Source organism: Kitasatospora aureofaciens, assembly GCF_019192735.1.
GTDB classification, from domain to species: Bacteria; Actinomycetota; Actinomycetes; order Streptomycetales; family Streptomycetaceae; genus Kitasatospora; species Kitasatospora aureofaciens_A.
On the sequence record NZ_JAHTKP010000003.1, the window covers coordinates 177507 to 193105 of the forward strand.

General features: G+C 72.6%; 14 protein-coding genes. 13 read left to right on the plus strand and 1 reads right to left on the minus strand.

Features of this window, described 5'->3' with window-relative positions; translation table 11 throughout:
- Window positions 1-29: 29 nt before the first annotated feature.
- The 7 genes from KV557_RS04895 (at window position 30) to glmM (ending at window position 7127) form a co-directional block, all read left to right on the plus strand.
- Entirely contained in the window at window positions 30-1052 is a 1023-nt protein-coding gene (locus KV557_RS04895; protein ID WP_030055844.1) for a DNA-directed RNA polymerase subunit alpha, read from the plus strand.
- A gap of 127 nt (window positions 1053-1179) precedes the next feature.
- On the plus strand, window positions 1180-1674 hold the full coding sequence (rplQ, locus tag KV557_RS04900) for a 50S ribosomal protein L17 (protein WP_218198406.1): 495 nt from the start codon (window positions 1180-1182) through the stop codon (window positions 1672-1674).
- Between the two features lie 89 nt (window positions 1675-1763).
- A complete protein-coding gene (gene truA / locus KV557_RS04905) occupies window positions 1764-2675 on the plus strand; it encodes a tRNA pseudouridine(38-40) synthase TruA (protein ID WP_308129768.1) in 912 nt (303 codons plus the stop codon).
- A 41-nt stretch (window positions 2676-2716) separates the two neighbouring features.
- Window positions 2717-4375, plus strand: a complete 1659-nt coding sequence (locus tag KV557_RS04910) for an ABC-F family ATP-binding cassette domain-containing protein (protein ID WP_218198408.1) — start codon at window positions 2717-2719, stop codon at window positions 4373-4375.
- A 231-nt stretch (window positions 4376-4606) separates the two neighbouring features.
- Complete coding sequence (gene rplM / locus KV557_RS04915) at window positions 4607-5050, plus strand: 50S ribosomal protein L13 (protein ID WP_030055846.1); 444 nt, start codon at window positions 4607-4609, stop codon at window positions 5048-5050.
- A gap of 45 nt (window positions 5051-5095) precedes the next feature.
- Window positions 5096-5599 carry a 30S ribosomal protein S9 gene (gene rpsI / locus KV557_RS04920; RefSeq protein WP_030300426.1) on the plus strand — a complete coding sequence of 168 codons (504 nt, stop codon included), beginning with the start codon at window positions 5096-5098 and terminating at the stop codon, window positions 5597-5599.
- A 163-nt stretch (window positions 5600-5762) separates the two neighbouring features.
- Window positions 5763-7127: a phosphoglucosamine mutase gene (glmM, locus tag KV557_RS04925; protein WP_218198409.1), complete on the plus strand. Its 1365-nt coding sequence runs from the start codon at window positions 5763-5765 to the stop codon at window positions 7125-7127.
- Between the two features lie 93 nt (window positions 7128-7220).
- Here glmM and coaA read toward each other — a convergent pair whose 3' ends face one another.
- Entirely contained in the window at window positions 7221-8216 is a 996-nt protein-coding gene (gene coaA, locus KV557_RS04930; RefSeq protein ID WP_218198411.1) for a type I pantothenate kinase, read from the minus strand.
- Between the two features lie 99 nt (window positions 8217-8315).
- Here coaA and glmS point away from each other — a divergent pair, with 99 nt between their 5' ends.
- The 6 genes from glmS to KV557_RS04960 all read left to right on the plus strand — a co-directional run bounded on the left by glmS (window position 8316) and on the right by KV557_RS04960 (window position 15596).
- Entirely contained in the window at window positions 8316-10172 is a 1857-nt protein-coding gene (gene glmS / locus KV557_RS04935) for a glutamine--fructose-6-phosphate transaminase (isomerizing) (RefSeq protein ID WP_218198412.1), read from the plus strand.
- Between the two features lie 189 nt (window positions 10173-10361).
- The gene (locus KV557_RS04940) at window positions 10362-11837 is read left to right on the plus strand and encodes an NAD(P)H-hydrate dehydratase (protein ID WP_218198414.1); all 1476 of its coding nucleotides are present in this window, start codon (window positions 10362-10364) and stop codon (window positions 11835-11837) included.
- Between the two features lie 199 nt (window positions 11838-12036).
- On the plus strand, window positions 12037-13233 hold the full coding sequence (gene alr, locus KV557_RS04945) for an alanine racemase (RefSeq protein WP_218198416.1): 1197 nt from the start codon (window positions 12037-12039) through the stop codon (window positions 13231-13233).
- Window positions 13234-13332: 99 nt separating this feature from the next.
- Window positions 13333-14517, plus strand: a complete 1185-nt coding sequence (locus KV557_RS04950; RefSeq protein WP_218198418.1) for an alpha/beta fold hydrolase — start codon at window positions 13333-13335, stop codon at window positions 14515-14517.
- A 291-nt stretch (window positions 14518-14808) separates the two neighbouring features.
- Window positions 14809-15303 carry a tRNA (adenosine(37)-N6)-threonylcarbamoyltransferase complex ATPase subunit type 1 TsaE gene (tsaE, locus tag KV557_RS04955; RefSeq protein ID WP_218198422.1) on the plus strand — a complete coding sequence of 165 codons (495 nt, stop codon included), beginning with the start codon at window positions 14809-14811 and terminating at the stop codon, window positions 15301-15303.
- A 98-nt stretch (window positions 15304-15401) separates the two neighbouring features.
- Entirely contained in the window at window positions 15402-15596 is a 195-nt protein-coding gene (locus KV557_RS04960) for a hypothetical protein (RefSeq protein ID WP_218198618.1), read from the plus strand.
- Window positions 15597-15599: the final 3 nt, after the last annotated feature.

The window sequence follows — 15599 nt, forward strand, 5'->3', positions numbered from 1 at the left end:
TGCCGAAGACAACTGGAGGAACATCCCCCATGCTTATCGCTCAGCGTCCGTCGCTGACCGAAGAGGTCGTCGACGAGTTCCGCTCGCGGTTCGTGATCGAGCCGCTGGAGCCGGGCTTCGGCTACACCCTCGGCAACTCCCTGCGCCGCACGCTCCTGTCGTCGATCCCGGGTGCCGCTGTCACCAGCATCCGCATCGACGGCGTCCTGCACGAGTTCACCACCGTGCCGGGCGTCAAGGAGGACGTGACCGACCTCATCCTCAACATCAAGCAGCTGGTCGTCTCCTCGGAGCACGACGAGCCGGTCGTGATGTACCTGCGCAAGCAGGGCCCGGGTGTCGTCACCGCCGCCGACATCGCGCCGCCGGCCGGTGTCGAGGTGCACAACCCGGAGCTGGTCCTCGCCACCCTGAACGGCAAGGGCAAGCTGGAGATGGAGCTGACCGTCGAGCGCGGTCGCGGCTACGTCTCCGCCGTCCAGAACAAGGCCTCCGGCCAGGAGATCGGCCGCATCCCGGTCGACTCGATCTACAGCCCGGTGCTGAAGGTCACCTACAAGGTCGAGGCCACCCGTGTCGAGCAGCGGACCGACTTCGACAAGCTGATCGTCGACGTCGAGACCAAGCCCGCCATGCGTCCGCGCGACGCCATGGCCTCGGCCGGCAAGACCCTGGTGGAGCTGTTCGGCCTCGCCCGCGAGCTGAACATCGACGCCGAGGGCATCGACATGGGCCCGTCCCCGACGGACGCCGCCCTGGCCGCCGACCTGGCGCTGCCGATCGAGGAGCTGGAGCTCACCGTCCGCTCCTACAACTGCCTCAAGCGCGAGGGCATCCACACCGTGGGTGAGCTCGTCGCCCGCTCCGAGGCCGACCTGCTCGACATTCGCAACTTTGGTGCGAAGTCGATCGACGAGGTCAAGGCGAAGCTGGCCGGCATGGGCCTGGCCCTCAAGGACAGCCCGCCCGGGTTCGACCCGACCGCGGCCGCCGACGCCTTCGGCGCCGACGACCTGGACGACGCGGGTTACGCCGAGACCGAGCAGTACTGAGAGATTTGGCCGCGGGGGCGGTTCTGAGGAACCGCCCCCGTCGTCGTGAAAGTCGTGCGGGCACAGTGCCCGTACGCCCGCTGCGGTACCTGGTACGGCCGCAGTCGGAGATTCGAGGAGTAATTCCATGCCGCGTCCCACCAAGGGTGCCCGCCTCGGCGGCGGCCCGCACCACGAGCCGCTGCTGCTCGCCGGTCTGTGCCGGGAGCTGTTCCAGTACGGCCGCATCACCACGACCGAGGCCAAGGCCCGTCGGATGCGCCCGCTGGCGGAGAAGCTGATCACCAAGGCGAAGAAGGGCGACATCCACAACCGTCGCCTGGTGCGCAAGACGATCACCGACATCGCCGTGCTGCACACCCTCTTCACCGAGATCGCGCCGCGCTACGAGAACCGCCCGGGTGGCTACACCCGTATCACCAAGATCGGTCCCCGTCGTGGCGACAACGCCCCGATGGCCGTGATCGAGCTGGTCGAGGCGCTGACCGTCGCGCAGACCGCCGTCGGCGAGGCCGAGGCCGCCACCAAGCGTGCCGTCAAGGAGTCCGACGCCAAGGCCGAGGAGACCAAGGTGGAGGACGCCCCCGTGGCCGACGCCGCCGAGGCCGCCGAGCAGGCCTGACACCGCCAGGTGTAGTGCGGGCCCGCTTCCCCAGCGATGGGGGAGCGGGCCCGTTCCTTGTCTTTGGGGTCCCTGGGAGAAGAGAAGCAGTGGTCAACGATTGCGCCGAGCAGCCGCCGGTGAAGGACGGCCCGGCCGACGGGCATGTCCGGGTCCGGCTCGACCTCGCCTACCACGGCGCCGAGTTCTCCGGCTGGGCCCGCCAGCGCGGCGGCCGCCGGACGGTCCAGGAGGAGATCGAGACCGCGCTGCAGATCGTCACCCGCAGCGCCGAGCTGTTCCCGCTGACCGTGGCCGGCCGCACCGACGCCGGGGTGCACGCCCGCGGCCAGGTCGCGCACGTCGACCTGCCGGCCGAGCTGTGGGAGGCGCACCGCGAGAAGCTGCTGCGCCGGCTGGCCGGGCGGCTGCCCGGGGACGTCCGGATCTACCGGCTCGGCGAGGCGCCGGCCGGGTTCGACGCGCGCTTCTCGGCGATCTGGCGCCGGTACGCCTACCGGGTCGCCGACCACCCGGGCGGGGTCGACCCGCTGCTGCGCGGGCACGTGCTGTGGCACGACCGGCCGCTCGACCTGGACCGGATGAACGCGGCCGCGAAGCTGCTGCTCGGCGAGCACGACTTCGCCGCGTACTGCAAGAAGCGCGAGGGTGCCACGACCATCCGTACCCTGCTGGAGCTGCACTGGGACCGCGTCCCGGTGGACACCTACGCCGCTCAGGAGGGCACGCTCGCGGTCGCCACCGTCCGCGCCGACGCGTTCTGCCACAACATGGTGCGGGCGCTGGTCGGCGCGATGCTGCTGGTCGGCGACGGGCACCGGCCGGTGGAGTTCCCCGGCGAGGTGCTGGCCGGCGGGGTCCGCAACTCGGCCGTCAACGTGATCCGGCCGTACGGGCTCACCCTTGAGGAGGTCGGGTACCCGCCGGACGACCAGCTCGCCGAGCGCAACCGCCAGGCCAGGCGTCTGCGTACGCTGCCCGGGCAGCCGGCCGTCGGTTAATCCGTTTTGGCCCTGCGCGTCCGCTTGGGACAATCGCTGCCATGGGACACGTCGAGATTTCGCACCTGGAGTACTACCTGCCGGACGGGCGGGTGCTGTTCGACGACGCGTCCTTCCGGGTCGGCGAGGGCGCCGCGGTCGCCCTGGTCGGCGCGAACGGGGCCGGCAAGACCACCCTGCTGCGCATGATCGCGGGCGACCTCCAGCCGCACGGCGGCTCGGTGACGATCAGCGGCGGGCTCGGCGTGATGCGCCAGTTCGTCGGCACCACCGGCCGCGAGGACCAGCAGACCACCCCGGGCGCGCTGCCGCCGGACGCCTCGGTCCGCGACCTGCTGGTGTCCGTCGCCCCCGAGCGGATCGCCGTGGCCGCCCGCGCGGTGGACGCCGCCGAGCTGGCGATGATCGCCCAGGACGACGAGAAGACGCAGATGGCCTACGCCCAGTCGCTCTCCGACTGGGCCGACGTCGGCGGCTACGACTACGAGACCGACTGGGACGTCTGCACCATGGCGGCCCTCGGCGTCTCCTTCGACAAGGCCCAGTGGCGCGGCCTGAACACCCTCTCCGGCGGCGAGCAGAAGCGGCTCGTCCTGGAGGCGCTGCTGCGCGGCCCGGAGGAGGTGCTGCTGCTCGACGAGCCGGACAACTACCTGGACGTCCCGGGCAAGCGCTGGCTGGAGGAGGCCATCAAGGCCACCCCGAAGACCGTCCTGTTCATCTCGCACGACCGCGAGCTGCTCTCCCGTACCGCCGACAAGATCATCAGCGTCGAGACCGGCGCGGCCGGCAGCAGCGTCTGGGTGCACGGCGGCGGCTTCGACACCTTCCACGAGGCCCGCAAGGCCCGCTTCGAGCGCTTCGAGGAGCTGCGCCGCCGCTGGGACGAGGAGCACGCCAAGCTCAAGAAGCTGGTCGTCAACCTGCGCCAGGCCGCGTCGATCAGCCACGACATGGCCTCCCGCTACTCCGCCGCGCAGACCAGGCTGAAGAAGTTCGAGGAGGCCGGCCCGCCGGAGGCGCCGCCGCGCGAGCAGAGCATCACCATGCGGCTCAAGGGCGGCCGCACCGGCGTGCGCGCGTTCACCATGCAGCGGCTGGAGCTCACCGGCCTGATGCGGCCGTTCGACCTGGAGGTCTTCTACGGCGAGCGGGTCGCGGTGCTGGGCTCCAACGGCTCCGGCAAGTCGCACTTCCTGCGCCTGCTGGCCGGCGACGGGACGGTCGGACACGCGGGGGAGTGGAAGCTCGGCGCGCGGGTCGTCCCCGGCCACTTCCGGCAGACCCACGCCCACCCGGAGCTGTTCGGGCGGACGGTGCGCTCGATCGTCGAGGAGGAGCACGCGCTCAGCCGCGGCGCGGCGATGGGCGCGCTGCGCCGGTACGAGCTGGACCGGCAGGAGGAGCAGAAGTTCGAGTCGCTGTCCGGCGGGCAGCAGGCCCGGCTGATGATCCTCAAGCTCGAACTCTCCGGTGTGACGGCCCTGTTGCTCGACGAGCCGACCGACAACCTGGACCTGGAGAGCGCCGAGGCGCTGCAGGCCGGGCTGGAGGCATTCGACGGTACGGTGCTGTGCGTCACCCACGACCGTTGGTTCGCCAAGACCTTCGACCGCTTCCTGGTGTTCGGGGCGGACGGCCGGGTGTACGAGTCGCCCGAGCCGGTCTGGGATGTCACGCGCGTGGAGCGCGAACGCTGAGTGACGGGAGAGGAGGGTCAGGGGTTTTTTGACCCCTCCCCTCCCGCCCGGTAATCTGGACGCTTGATGTGCGTATTGGCTCGCTCTATCTCACGTGAGAGGTCGGTACGCCGGAGACATCAGGTCGACGACCAGCGGTCCCCCTTGAATTGCGTCCAAGGTTGGCCAGGCTGCTCTTCCGTCCGGGTGCTCCTGTCAGGACTCACTCACTGAAAAGCGAAGGCTACGACCGTGCGTACGTACAGCCCCAAGCCCGGCGACGTCCAGCGTCAGTGGCACGTCATCGACGCGACCGACGTCGTGCTCGGCCGCCTGGCTTCCCAGGCCGCCAACCTCCTCCGGGGCAAGCACAAGGCGATCTACGCGCCGCACGTTGACACTGGTGACTTCGTCATCATCATCAACGCCGACAAGGTGCACCTGTCCGGTAACAAGAAGACCCAGAAGCTGGCCTACCGCCACTCGGGCTTCCCGGGCGGTCTGCGCTCGGTGCGCTACGACGACCTGCTGGCGAACAACCCGGAGAAGGCCGTCGAGAAGGCCATCAAGGGCATGATCCCCAAGAACAGCCTGGGCCGTCAGATGCTCTCGAAGCTGAAGGTCTACTCGGGCGACCAGCACCCGCACGCTGCCCAGCAGCCGGTGCCGTTCGAGATCACCCAGGTCGCGCAGTAATTCGGCCACCAAGCCCCCCAACACTGAAAAGAGCTGAGGAACATCGTGGCCGAGACCACTGAAACCCTTGAGGTCGACTTCGACGAGACCGTCGTCGAGGGCGAGTACACCTCCGAGGAGAGCTACACCTCCGAGTCGCTGGCCGGCCGCTTCGGCGAGGCCGTCCCGGGCGCCGGCCTCGGCCGTCGCAAGGAGGCGATCGCCCGCGTGCGCATCGTCCCCGGCACCGGCCAGTGGAAGATCAACGGTCGCACCCTGGAGAACTACTTCCCCAACAAGGTGCACCAGCAGACCGTGAACGAGCCCTTCAAGCTCCTGGAGCTTGACGGCCGTTACGACGTCGTCGCCCGCATCACCGGCGGTGGCGTCTCCGGCCAGGCCTACGCGCTGCGCCTCGGCGTGGCCCGTGCCCTGAACGAGGCCGACGTGGACAACAACCGCGGCGCGCTGAAGAAGGCCGGCTTCCTGACCCGTGACGCCCGCGCCGTCGAGCGCAAGAAGGCCGGTCTGAAGAAGGCCCGCAAGGCGCCGCAGTACAGCAAGCGCTAATCGCGTCCCTGGGGGGTGCACCGCCCCGGCGGCGCACGCCCCCTGGTTGCGCAACCGTCGCCCCGGAGTACCACGTGTACTCCGGGGCGACGTGTTCCCCGGCTACTGTGCGGCGGCCGGGAATCGATCGGATGGGTTCCGACAGGTGATGGAGGACGGGACAGTGGGACGACTCTTCGGTACGGACGGCGTACGCGGGGTGGCCAACGAGGGCCTGACGGCGGAGCTCGCGCTCGGCCTGTCGGTCGCGGCGGCCCATGTGCTCGGAGAGGCCGGCGCCTTCGACGGCCACCGGCCGGTCGCGGTCGTCGGCCGGGACCCGCGCGCCTCGGGCGAGTTCCTGGAGGCCGCGGTCATCGCCGGTCTGGCCAGCGCCGGCGTCGACGTGCTCCGCGTCGGGGTGCTGCCCACCCCGGCCGTGGCCTACCTCACCGGGGCGCTCGGTGCCGACTTCGGCGTGATGCTCTCCGCCAGCCACAACGCGATGCCCGACAACGGCATCAAGTTCCTCGCCCGCGGCGGCCACAAGCTGGACGACACGATCGAGGACGCGATCGAGGCCCACTACCGCACCCACACCCTCGGCGACGAGGACTGGAACCGTCCGACCGGCGCGGCCGTCGGCCGGGTGCGCGAGTACACCGAGGGCTTCGACAAGTACGTCGCCCACCTGATCGGCGTACTGCCCAACCGCCTGGACGGCATCAAGGTGGTCATCGACGGCGCCCACGGCGCCGCCGCCTACGTCGCCCCCGAGGCCTTCGCCCGGGCCGGCGCCGAGGTCGTCCACACCCTGGGGGCGGAGCCCACCGGCCTCAACATCAACGACGGCGTCGGCTCCACCCACCTGGACCGGCTGCGCGCCGCGATGAAGGAGTACAAGGCCGACTTCGGCATCGCCCTCGACGGCGACGCCGACCGCTGCCTGGCAGCCGACGCCGACGGCAACGAGGTGGACGGCGACCAGATCATCGCCATCCTCGCCGTCGCCATGAAGGAGGCCGGCACCCTTCGCCGCAACACCGCGGTCGCCACCGTGATGTCCAACCTCGGCTTCAAGCTGGCGATGGAGCGCGAGGGCATCGACCTGGTGGAGACCGCCGTCGGCGACCGCTACGTGCTGGAGGCGATGAAGGAGCATGGCTTCGCGCTGGGCGGCGAGCAGTCCGGCCACGTCATCCTGCTCGACCACGCCACCACCGGCGACGGCACCCTGACCGGCCTGATGCTGGGCGCCCGGCTGGCCGCCACCAAGCAGCCGCTGGCCGACCTGGCCACCGTGATGACCCGGCTGCCGCAGCTGCTGATCAACGTCAAGGGCGTCGACAAGAGCCGGGTGAACAGCAGCGCCGAGCTGGCCGCCGCGGTCGCCGAGGCCGAGGCCGAGCTGGGCTCCACCGGCCGCGTGCTGCTGCGCCCGTCGGGCACCGAGCCGCTGGTCCGGGTCATGGTCGAGGCCGCCGACCCGGTGCAGGCCGAGGCCGTCGCCGGGCGGCTGGCCGAGGCCGTGCGGACGCACCTGGGCTGAGCCGCGCTGGGCTGGGCCGTTCTGGGCTGAGCCCGTACGACGCCTGAGCCACATGACGAAGGGCCCCCGCCGGGCGGGGGCCCTTCGTGGGTTTCAGAGCTTGCGCAGCAGCGCCCGCCGGACCTTGTGGTCCGAGCCCTTCTGCAGGATCAGGGTGGCCCGGCCCCGGGTCGGCAGCACGTTCTCCAGCAGGTTCGGCTTGTTGATGGTGCGCCAGACCTGCCGGCCGTACTCCATCGCCTCCTCCTCCGGCACCTCGGTGAAGCGGCGGAAGTAGGAGTTCGGGTCCTGGAAGGCGGTCTGCCGCAGCTTGCGGAAGCGGTCCAGGTACCAGTGCTCGATGTCGTGGGTGCGGGCGTCGACGTAGATCGAGAAGTCGAAGTAGTCGGCCACCGCCAGGCGGGTCCGGCCGTCGGTGCCGGGCAGCGCCGGCTGGAGCACGTTCAGGCCCTCGACGATCAGGATGTCCGGGCGCTCCACGGTGAGCCGCTCGCCGGGCACGATGTCGTACACCAGGTGCGAGTACACCGGGGCGCTGACGCTCTCCTTGCCCGCCTTCACGTCCGCGACGAAGCGCATCAGCGCCCGGCGGTCGTACGACTCGGGGAAGCCCTTGCGGGCCATCAGGCCGCGCCGGCGCAGCTCGGCGTTGGGGAGCAGGAAGCCGTCCGTGGTGACCAGCTCCACCCGCGGGTGCTCGGGCCACCGGGCCAGCAGGGCCTGGAGCAGACGGGCGGTGGTGGACTTGCCGACCGCCACCGAGCCGGCCACGCCGATGATGAACGGGGTGCGGGTGCGCTCGGTGTCCGGCGTGTCCAGGAAGGTGCCCAGCGCGCCGCGCAGCTCGTGCGTGGCATGGATGTAGAGATTCAGCAGCCGGGACAGCGGCAGGTAGACGTCGCAGACCTCGTCCAGGTCGAGCGCGGTGCCGAGGCCGCGCAGCCGTTCCACCTCCTCCGCGGTCAGCGGCAGCGGCGTACGCTCGCGCAGTGCGCTCCACTCGGCCCGGCTGAGGTCCACGTAGGGGGACGGCGACGGGCCGGGCGTGGCGGCGCCCCGCGTACAGAGTTCGGTCAGCACATGCTCCATTGTGAGCCGTAGCGGCGTTCACGGTGGTTGTGGTGTCGGTCACGCAGTGTTGGCGAAAGACGGGAAAACGGGCTCAGACCCGCCCTTATGCTGGCACGCATGTGCGGAATTGTTGGATACGTGGGCGCGCAGACCGCCCTCGACGTAGTAATCGCAGGCCTGCAGCGACTGGAGTACCGGGGTTACGACTCGGCCGGCGTCGCGGTGCAGGTCCAGGGCTCCGACGGGCAGTGGAGCCTGTCCACCGACAAGCGGGCCGGCAAGCTCGCCAACCTCCAGAAGTCGCTCGCCGAGACCCCTCTGCCCGGCGGCACCACCGGCATCGGCCACACCCGCTGGGCCACCCACGGCGGCCCGACGGACGCCAACGCCCATCCCCACCTGGACGACGACCGCCGGGTGGCCGTCGTGCACAACGGGATCATCGAGAACTTCGCCCAGCTGCGCGCCGAGATCGCCGAGCGCGGCCACACCCTGCGCTCCGAGACCGACACCGAGGTCGTCGCGCACCTGCTCGGCGAGGCGTACGAGGGCGACCTCGCGGAGGCCATGCGGGTGGTCTGCGGCCGGCTGGACGGCGCCTTCACCCTCGTCGCCGTGCACGCCGACGCGCCGGACGTCGTCGTCGGCGCCCGCCGCAACTCGCCGCTGGTCGTCGGGCGCGGCCAGGGCGAGAACTTCCTCGCCTCCGACGTCGCCGCGTTCATCGCGCACACCCGCGAGGCCATCGAGCTCGGCCAGGACCAGGTCGTCGAGCTGCGCCCGGACGCCGTCACCGTCACCAACTTCGACGGCACCCCGGCCGACGTGCGCGAGTACCACGTCGACTGGGACGCCTCCGCCGCCGAGAAGGGCGGCTACGACTACTTCATGCTCAAGGAGATCGCCGAGCAGCCGAAGGCCGTCGCCGACACCCTGCTCGGCCGGATCGGCACCGACGGCCGGCTCACCCTCGACGAGCTGCGCATCTCCGACGCCGACCTGCGCTCCGTCGACAAGGTCGTCATCGTCGCCTGCGGCACCGCCTTCCACGCCGGCATGATCGCCAAGTACGCGATCGAGCACTGGACCCGCATCCCCTGCGAGGTCGAGGTCGCCTCCGAGTTCCGCTACCGCGACCCGATCATGGGCCCGGGCACGCTGGTCATCGCCATCTCGCAGTCCGGCGAGACCATGGACACCCTGATGGCCCTGCGGCACGCCCGCGAGCAGGGCGCCAAGGTGCTCGCGATCTGCAACACCAACGGCTCGACCATTCCGCGCGAGTCCGACGCGGTGCTGTACACCCACGCCGGTCCCGAGGTCGCCGTCGCGTCCACCAAGGCGTTCCTGACGCAGCTGGTGGCCTGCTACCTGGTCGCGCTGTACCTGGGCCAGGTCCGCGGCACCAAGTGGGGCGACGAGATCTTCACCATCATCCGCGAGCTCGGCGACGCGCCCAAGCAGGTCGAGCAGGTGCTGGAGACCATGGAGCCGGTCCGCGAGCTGGCCCGCTCCCTCGCCGACGCCCGCTCGGTGCTCTTCCTCGGCCGCCACGTCGGCTTCCCGGTGGCTCTCGAAGGCGCGCTCAAGCTCAAGGAGCTCGCCTACATGCACGCCGAGGGCTTCGCGGCCGGCGAGCTGAAGCACGGCCCGATCGCGCTCATCGAGGAGGGGCTGCCGGTCGTCGTGGTCGTGCCCTCGCCGCGCGGGCGGTCGATCCTGCACGACAAGATCGTGTCCAACATCCAGGAGATCCGCGCCCGCGGCGCCCGGACCATCGTGATCGCCGAGGAGGGCGACGAGGCCGTCGTCCCGTACGCCGACCACCTGATCCGCATCCCGGTCACCCCGACCCTGCTCCAGCCGCTGGTCTCCACCGTCCCGCTCCAGGTCTTCGCCTGCGAGCTGGCCACGGCCAAGGGCCACGAGGTCGACCAGCCGCGCAACCTGGCGAAGTCGGTCACCGTCGAGTAGCCGCCACGGCGCCCCTGCGGTGGCTGTGCCCTCCCGCAGGGGCGCCGTGTCGAGCGCGAAGGAGAAGGGGGCGGGCAGGTCGATCGACTTGCCGAAGTCGACCCGGGTGTGTGTCACCCGAAAGCGTGCCGCAGGTGTGGCTTCCGCGGGCTAGCGTCGGCGGTAGCCGACTGCTGGAGGAGCTTTCGTATGCGTCACGCGCACCGGGTTGAAGTGGTTCGGGCCGCCGAGGGCGAGCTGATGGCGCGGCTGCCGGAGGGGACGCTGATGCAGCGGGCCGCTGCCGGGCTCGCGGCGACGTGTGCGCGGCTGCTGACGGGGCGTCGTGGGCGGGTGTACGGCAGTCGGGTGGTGGTGCTGGCGGGCAGTGGGGACAACGGGGGTGACGCCCTGTACGCCGGGGCCGCGCTGGCGCGGCGCGGGGCGCGGGTGACGGCGGTGCTGCTCGCGCCCGAGCGGGTGCACGTGGGTGGACTGGCCGCGGTGCGGGCGGCGCGGGGGCGGGTGGTGGTGGAGCAGGAAGTCGGCCTGGCCGACTTCTCTCGTGCGGACCTGGTGCTGGACGGGATCGTCGGCATCGGCGGCCGGGGCGGGTTGCGGGCCGAGGCCCGGCCGTACGCGGAGGCTGCGCGGCGCGGGGTCGTCGTGGCCGTGGACCTGCCCAGCGGGGTGGACGCCGACACCGGCGAGGTGCCGGGCGAGGCGCTGCGCGCGGACGTCACGGTCTGCTTCGGCACGTACAAGCCGGGCCTGCTGATCGACCCCGGGGCCTCGTACGCGGGAACCGTCCAGCTCGTCGGGATCGGGCTGGAGCTGCCGGTGCCGGACGTGACGGCCCTGCAGCATGCGGACGTGGCGGCGCTGCTGCCCGTACCGGGCGTCGAGAGCGACAAGTACCGGCGGGGCGTCGTCGGGGTGGCGGCCGGCTCGGCGACGTACCCGGGTGCGGCGGTGCTGGCCGTCGCCGGGGCGCTGCGGGGCGGCGCGGGGGCCGTCCGGTACGTCGGCGCGGCGGCCGAGGAGGTGGTGCGGCGCTTCCCGGAGGCGCTGGTCACCGAGGGCGGGCCGCACGGGGCCGGACGGGTGCAGGCCTGGGTGGTCGGCCCGGGCGGCGGCGAGGGCGCCCGGCAGGCGCTGGCCGAGGCGCTCGCGAGCGACGTCCCGGTGCTGGTGGACGCGGACGGGCTCACCGAGCTGGCCCGCCTCGGCCCGGACGCCCTGGCCGGGCGGACGGCACCCACCCTGCTCACCCCGCACACCGGCGAGGCCGCCCGCCTGCTCGCGGGCGCGGACGGCACCCCGCCCCCGGCGGCCGGCGACCTGGCCGCCGCCCGCCTGACCACGGCCCGCCGACTGGCGGCCGCCTACCGGGCGACGGTCCTGCTCAAGGGTTCCACCACGGTGATCGCCGACCCGGGCGGCGCGGTCCGCGTCAACCCGACCGGCACCTCCTGGCTGGCCACCGCCGGCAGCGGCGACGTGCTGGCCGGCCTCGCCGGCTCGCTGCTCGCCGCGGGCCTCTCCCCGCTGGACGCCGCCTCGGTCGCCGCCTACCTGCACGGCCTGGCCGGCCGCCACGCAGCGGGCGACCCGGGCGCCCCGGTGACGGCCCTGGGCGTGGCGGAGGCCCTGCCGGCGGTGTGGCGGGGCGTGAAGGAGAAGTAGGCCGGTGGGGCCCGGTTGGCTCGCTATTTCGGGGCCGGTGGGCCGCGAACGGTTGGGGAGAGGTGAGTCAACTCTCGGAACCGGGGGCGGAGTGGGGGCGTCCGGAAGGGGTGGCGGACGGTTCGGGGCAGGTCAGTGGGATCGCCGCGCCGAAGGGCCGTTCGGCGAGGACTCCGGGACGTCTGGGAGACTGACCCTGATGACAACTGCGAAGACGGCCGGCTCGGCCACCCTCACCGACGGCGTACGGGCCGAGGCGACCATCGATCTGGGCGCCCTGCGCGGCAATCTCGCCGCGCTGCGCGAACGTGTCGGCAGTACGGCGGTGATGTTCGCGGTCAAGGCGGACGCCTATGGCCACGGCGCGGTCGCGTGTGCCCGCGAGGCGGTCGCGAACGGGGTCGGCTGGCTGGGCTGCGCGACGCCCGAGGAGGCGCTGGCGCTGCGCGTCGGCGGCATCCGCCCGGACCAGGCCCGCATCCTGTGCTGGCTGTGGACGCCCGGCGGCCCGTGGCGGGAGGCGCTGCTCGCGGACCTGGACATCTCGGTCAGCGGCCAGTGGGCGCTGGACGAGCTGCTGCCGGTGGTCCGTGAGACCGGCATCCCGGCCCGGGTGCACCTGAAGGCGGACACCGGCCTGGGCCGCAACGGCTGCCAGCCGCACGACTGGCCGGAGCTGGTCGCCGCCGCCCGCCGCGCCGAGGCCGAGGGCCTGCTCCGGGTGGTCGGCGTCTGGTCGCACTTCGCCGCCGCGGACGAGCCCGGGCACCCGTCGATCCAGGCCCAGCTGGAATCCTTCCGCGTCGCACTGGCGCACGCCGAGGCCGCCGGGCTGCGCCCGGAGGTCCGGCACCTCGCGAACTCGCCGGCCACGCTGCTGCTGCCGGAATCGCACTTCGACATGGTCCGCACCGGCCTGGCCGCGTACGGGCTGTCGCCGGTGCCGGAGGTGGGCTCGCCGGCCGACTTCGGGCTGCGCCCGGTGATGGCGCTGTCGGCCCGGCTGGCGCTGGTGAAGCAGGTGCCGGGCGGGCACGGGGTCAGTTACGGCCACCACTACGTCACCCCCGGGCCGACCACGCTGGGGCTCGTCCCGGTCGGCTACGGCGACGGCGTTCCGCGGCACGCGAGCGGCGCCGGCCCGGTGCAGATCGGCGGCAAGTGGCGCACGGTGGCCGGCCGGGTGGCGATGGACCAGTTCGTCGTGGATCTGGGCGGGGACACCCCGGCGATCGGCGACGAGGTGCTGCTGTTCGGCAACGGCGAGCGCGGCGAGCCGACCGCGGAGGACTGGGGCCGGGCCTGCGGCACCATCGCGTACGAGATCGTGACCCGGATCGGCGCCCGGGTCCCGCGCCGCTACGTGGGCGGTACGGAACCGGGTACGGCCGCATGAGCGGGCGGAGCGAGGCGGGCGCATGAGGGAGCGTAGCGAGCTCATCATCGAGAGGCGCGTGTGGGCGAATGCCCCTGCCGAGCGGAGCGAGGCGGGCGCATGAGTGAGGCGGCCGACGGCCCGGTCGAGGCGGTCGCGAAGGCGGCGTCCGGGGTGAGCCGGGCGGGCGTGATCGGGATCTCGGTCGGCGTGCTGGCCGCCGGTGCGGCGGCCGGGGTGGCGATCGACCGACTGACGGTCGGCCGGGCGACCCGCCGCCGGGCCCGGGCCGAGCTGGACGCCGGTGCCCCGTACGGTTCGCTGCGCGGGCGCCCGCTGACGGTGGCCGCGCCGGACGGCTCCGAGCTGTACGTCGAGCTGGACGGCACCGGCTGGGCCGAGCCTGACGGGGATGGAGCCGGGCCCGAGCCGCTGACCGTCGTGTTCTGCCACGGCTACTGCCTCAACCAGGACAGCTGGCACTTCCAGCGGGCCGCGCTGCGCGAGGGCCTGCGGCTGGTCTTCTGGGACCAGCGCAGCCACGGCCGCTCGGAGCGCTCCCGCTCGTACGTCGCCGGCGAGCCCGCCAGCATCGACCAGCTGGGCGGGGACCTCAGGGCGGTGATCGACGCCGTCGCCCCGACCGGGCCGCTGGTGCTGGTCGGCCATTCGATGGGCGGCATGACGGTGATGGCGCTGGCGGACCAGCACCCGGAGCTGTTCCGGGAGCGGGTGGCCGGGGTGGCGCTGGTCGGCACGCTGGCCGGGAACTGGGACCAGGTCAGCCTGGGCCTGCCGTCGGCGGGCGCCAAGCTGTTCAAGAAGGTCGCGCCCGGGGTGATGAAGCTGCTGGGCCGTCAGGTCGAGCTGGTGGAGGCGACCAGGCGGTTCGGCTCGGACGTCACGGCCGTCTTCTACCGGAAGTTCTCCTTCGGCGGGAAGGACGTCGACCCGGGCGTGGTGCGGTTCGCCGAGCAGCTGCTGGACGCGACCCCGATCGACGTGGTCGCCGAGTTCTACCCGGTGTTCGGCGCGCACGAGAAGACCGCCGCACTGGCGGCCCTGCGCGGCCTTCCGGCGCTGGTGCTGGCCGGCACCAAGGACCTGCTGACCCCGGCCGCGCACAGCGAGGCGATGGCCGAGCAGCTGCCCGGGGCGGAGCTGGTCCTGGTCGAGGGCGCCGGCCACCTGGTGATGCTGGAGCGCCCGGAACTGGTCGACCGTCACCTCGTCGACCTGCTGCGCCGGGCCGCCGCCTTCCGCGGCGCCTCGCCGCTGCCTTCGGCGGTCCTCGACGAGGCCTGAGGCCCGCCCGACCGCCGGTGGCCCGGCCCCCTCGCGCAGAGGGGGCCGGGCCACCGTTCGTCCGGAGGGGCGGATCAGGCGCTCGCGCCGCCCTTGCGGCGGCGCAGGAACACGAGGGTGCCGGCGCCGGCGGCGAGCACGACGCCACCGGTCAGGGCGATCACGGTGGTGAAAGCCGTCCGTATCCGGACAGAGCGGAGCCCGGAGCACGCGCGGGCGGGGATGTGGCACGGTAGCGGGGGCGGCCGGCGGTCGGCGCGCCCGGTACGGACCGAAGGGCAAGACACGCGCATGGGCTCGCACGCCACTCTCACCGTCCCCACCCCGGAGCGGATGGGCCGGCTCGGCCGCGAGCTGGCCGCGCTGCTGCGGCCCGGGGACCTGGTGCTTCTCTCCGGCGAGTTGGGGGCGGGGAAGACGACGCTGACCCGGGGCCTCGGGGAGGGGCTGCAGGTGCGCGGCGCGGTGACCTCGCCGACCTTCGTGATCGCCCGGGTGCACCCGTCGCTGGTGGGTGGCCCGGCGCTGGTGCACGTGGACGCGTACCGGCTGGGCGGCGACCTGGACGAGATGGAGGACCTCGACCTGGACGTCTCGCTGCCGGAGTCGGTGATCGTCGTCGAGTGGGGCGAGGGCAAGGTCGAGCGGCTGTCCGAGGATCGGCTGGAGGTACGGATCGAGCGGGCGATCGGGGACACCGCGGGGGAGGACCACGACCCGCGCCGGGTGGTGCTGACCGGCATCGGAGCGCGCTGGGAGGGCGTCGAGCTGGCGAAGCTCGCGTAGCGGCTTTGCCGACAGGCTGTCGGGAAGGTGTTGCGGGCGGGGTACCGGGCGTGATGGGATGGGTGTTGCGGTTAGGTCTGCCTAACTAGGGAGGCGCCATGTCGAGCCCCACCCCCGCCCCGGAGCGCGCCGTGCGCGGCACCGGAGCCGGAGAGTCCGCCCGCTGCGCTCCGGGTGAGCCGATGCGGGCCCTGCTGGCCGCGTGTGCCGCCGCCGAGGCGGTGTCCACCCCGCCCGAACCGGAGCCCCGGCCGGCCGACGACGCGGAGACCGGCACGCCCCGCGCCGCGTGACGC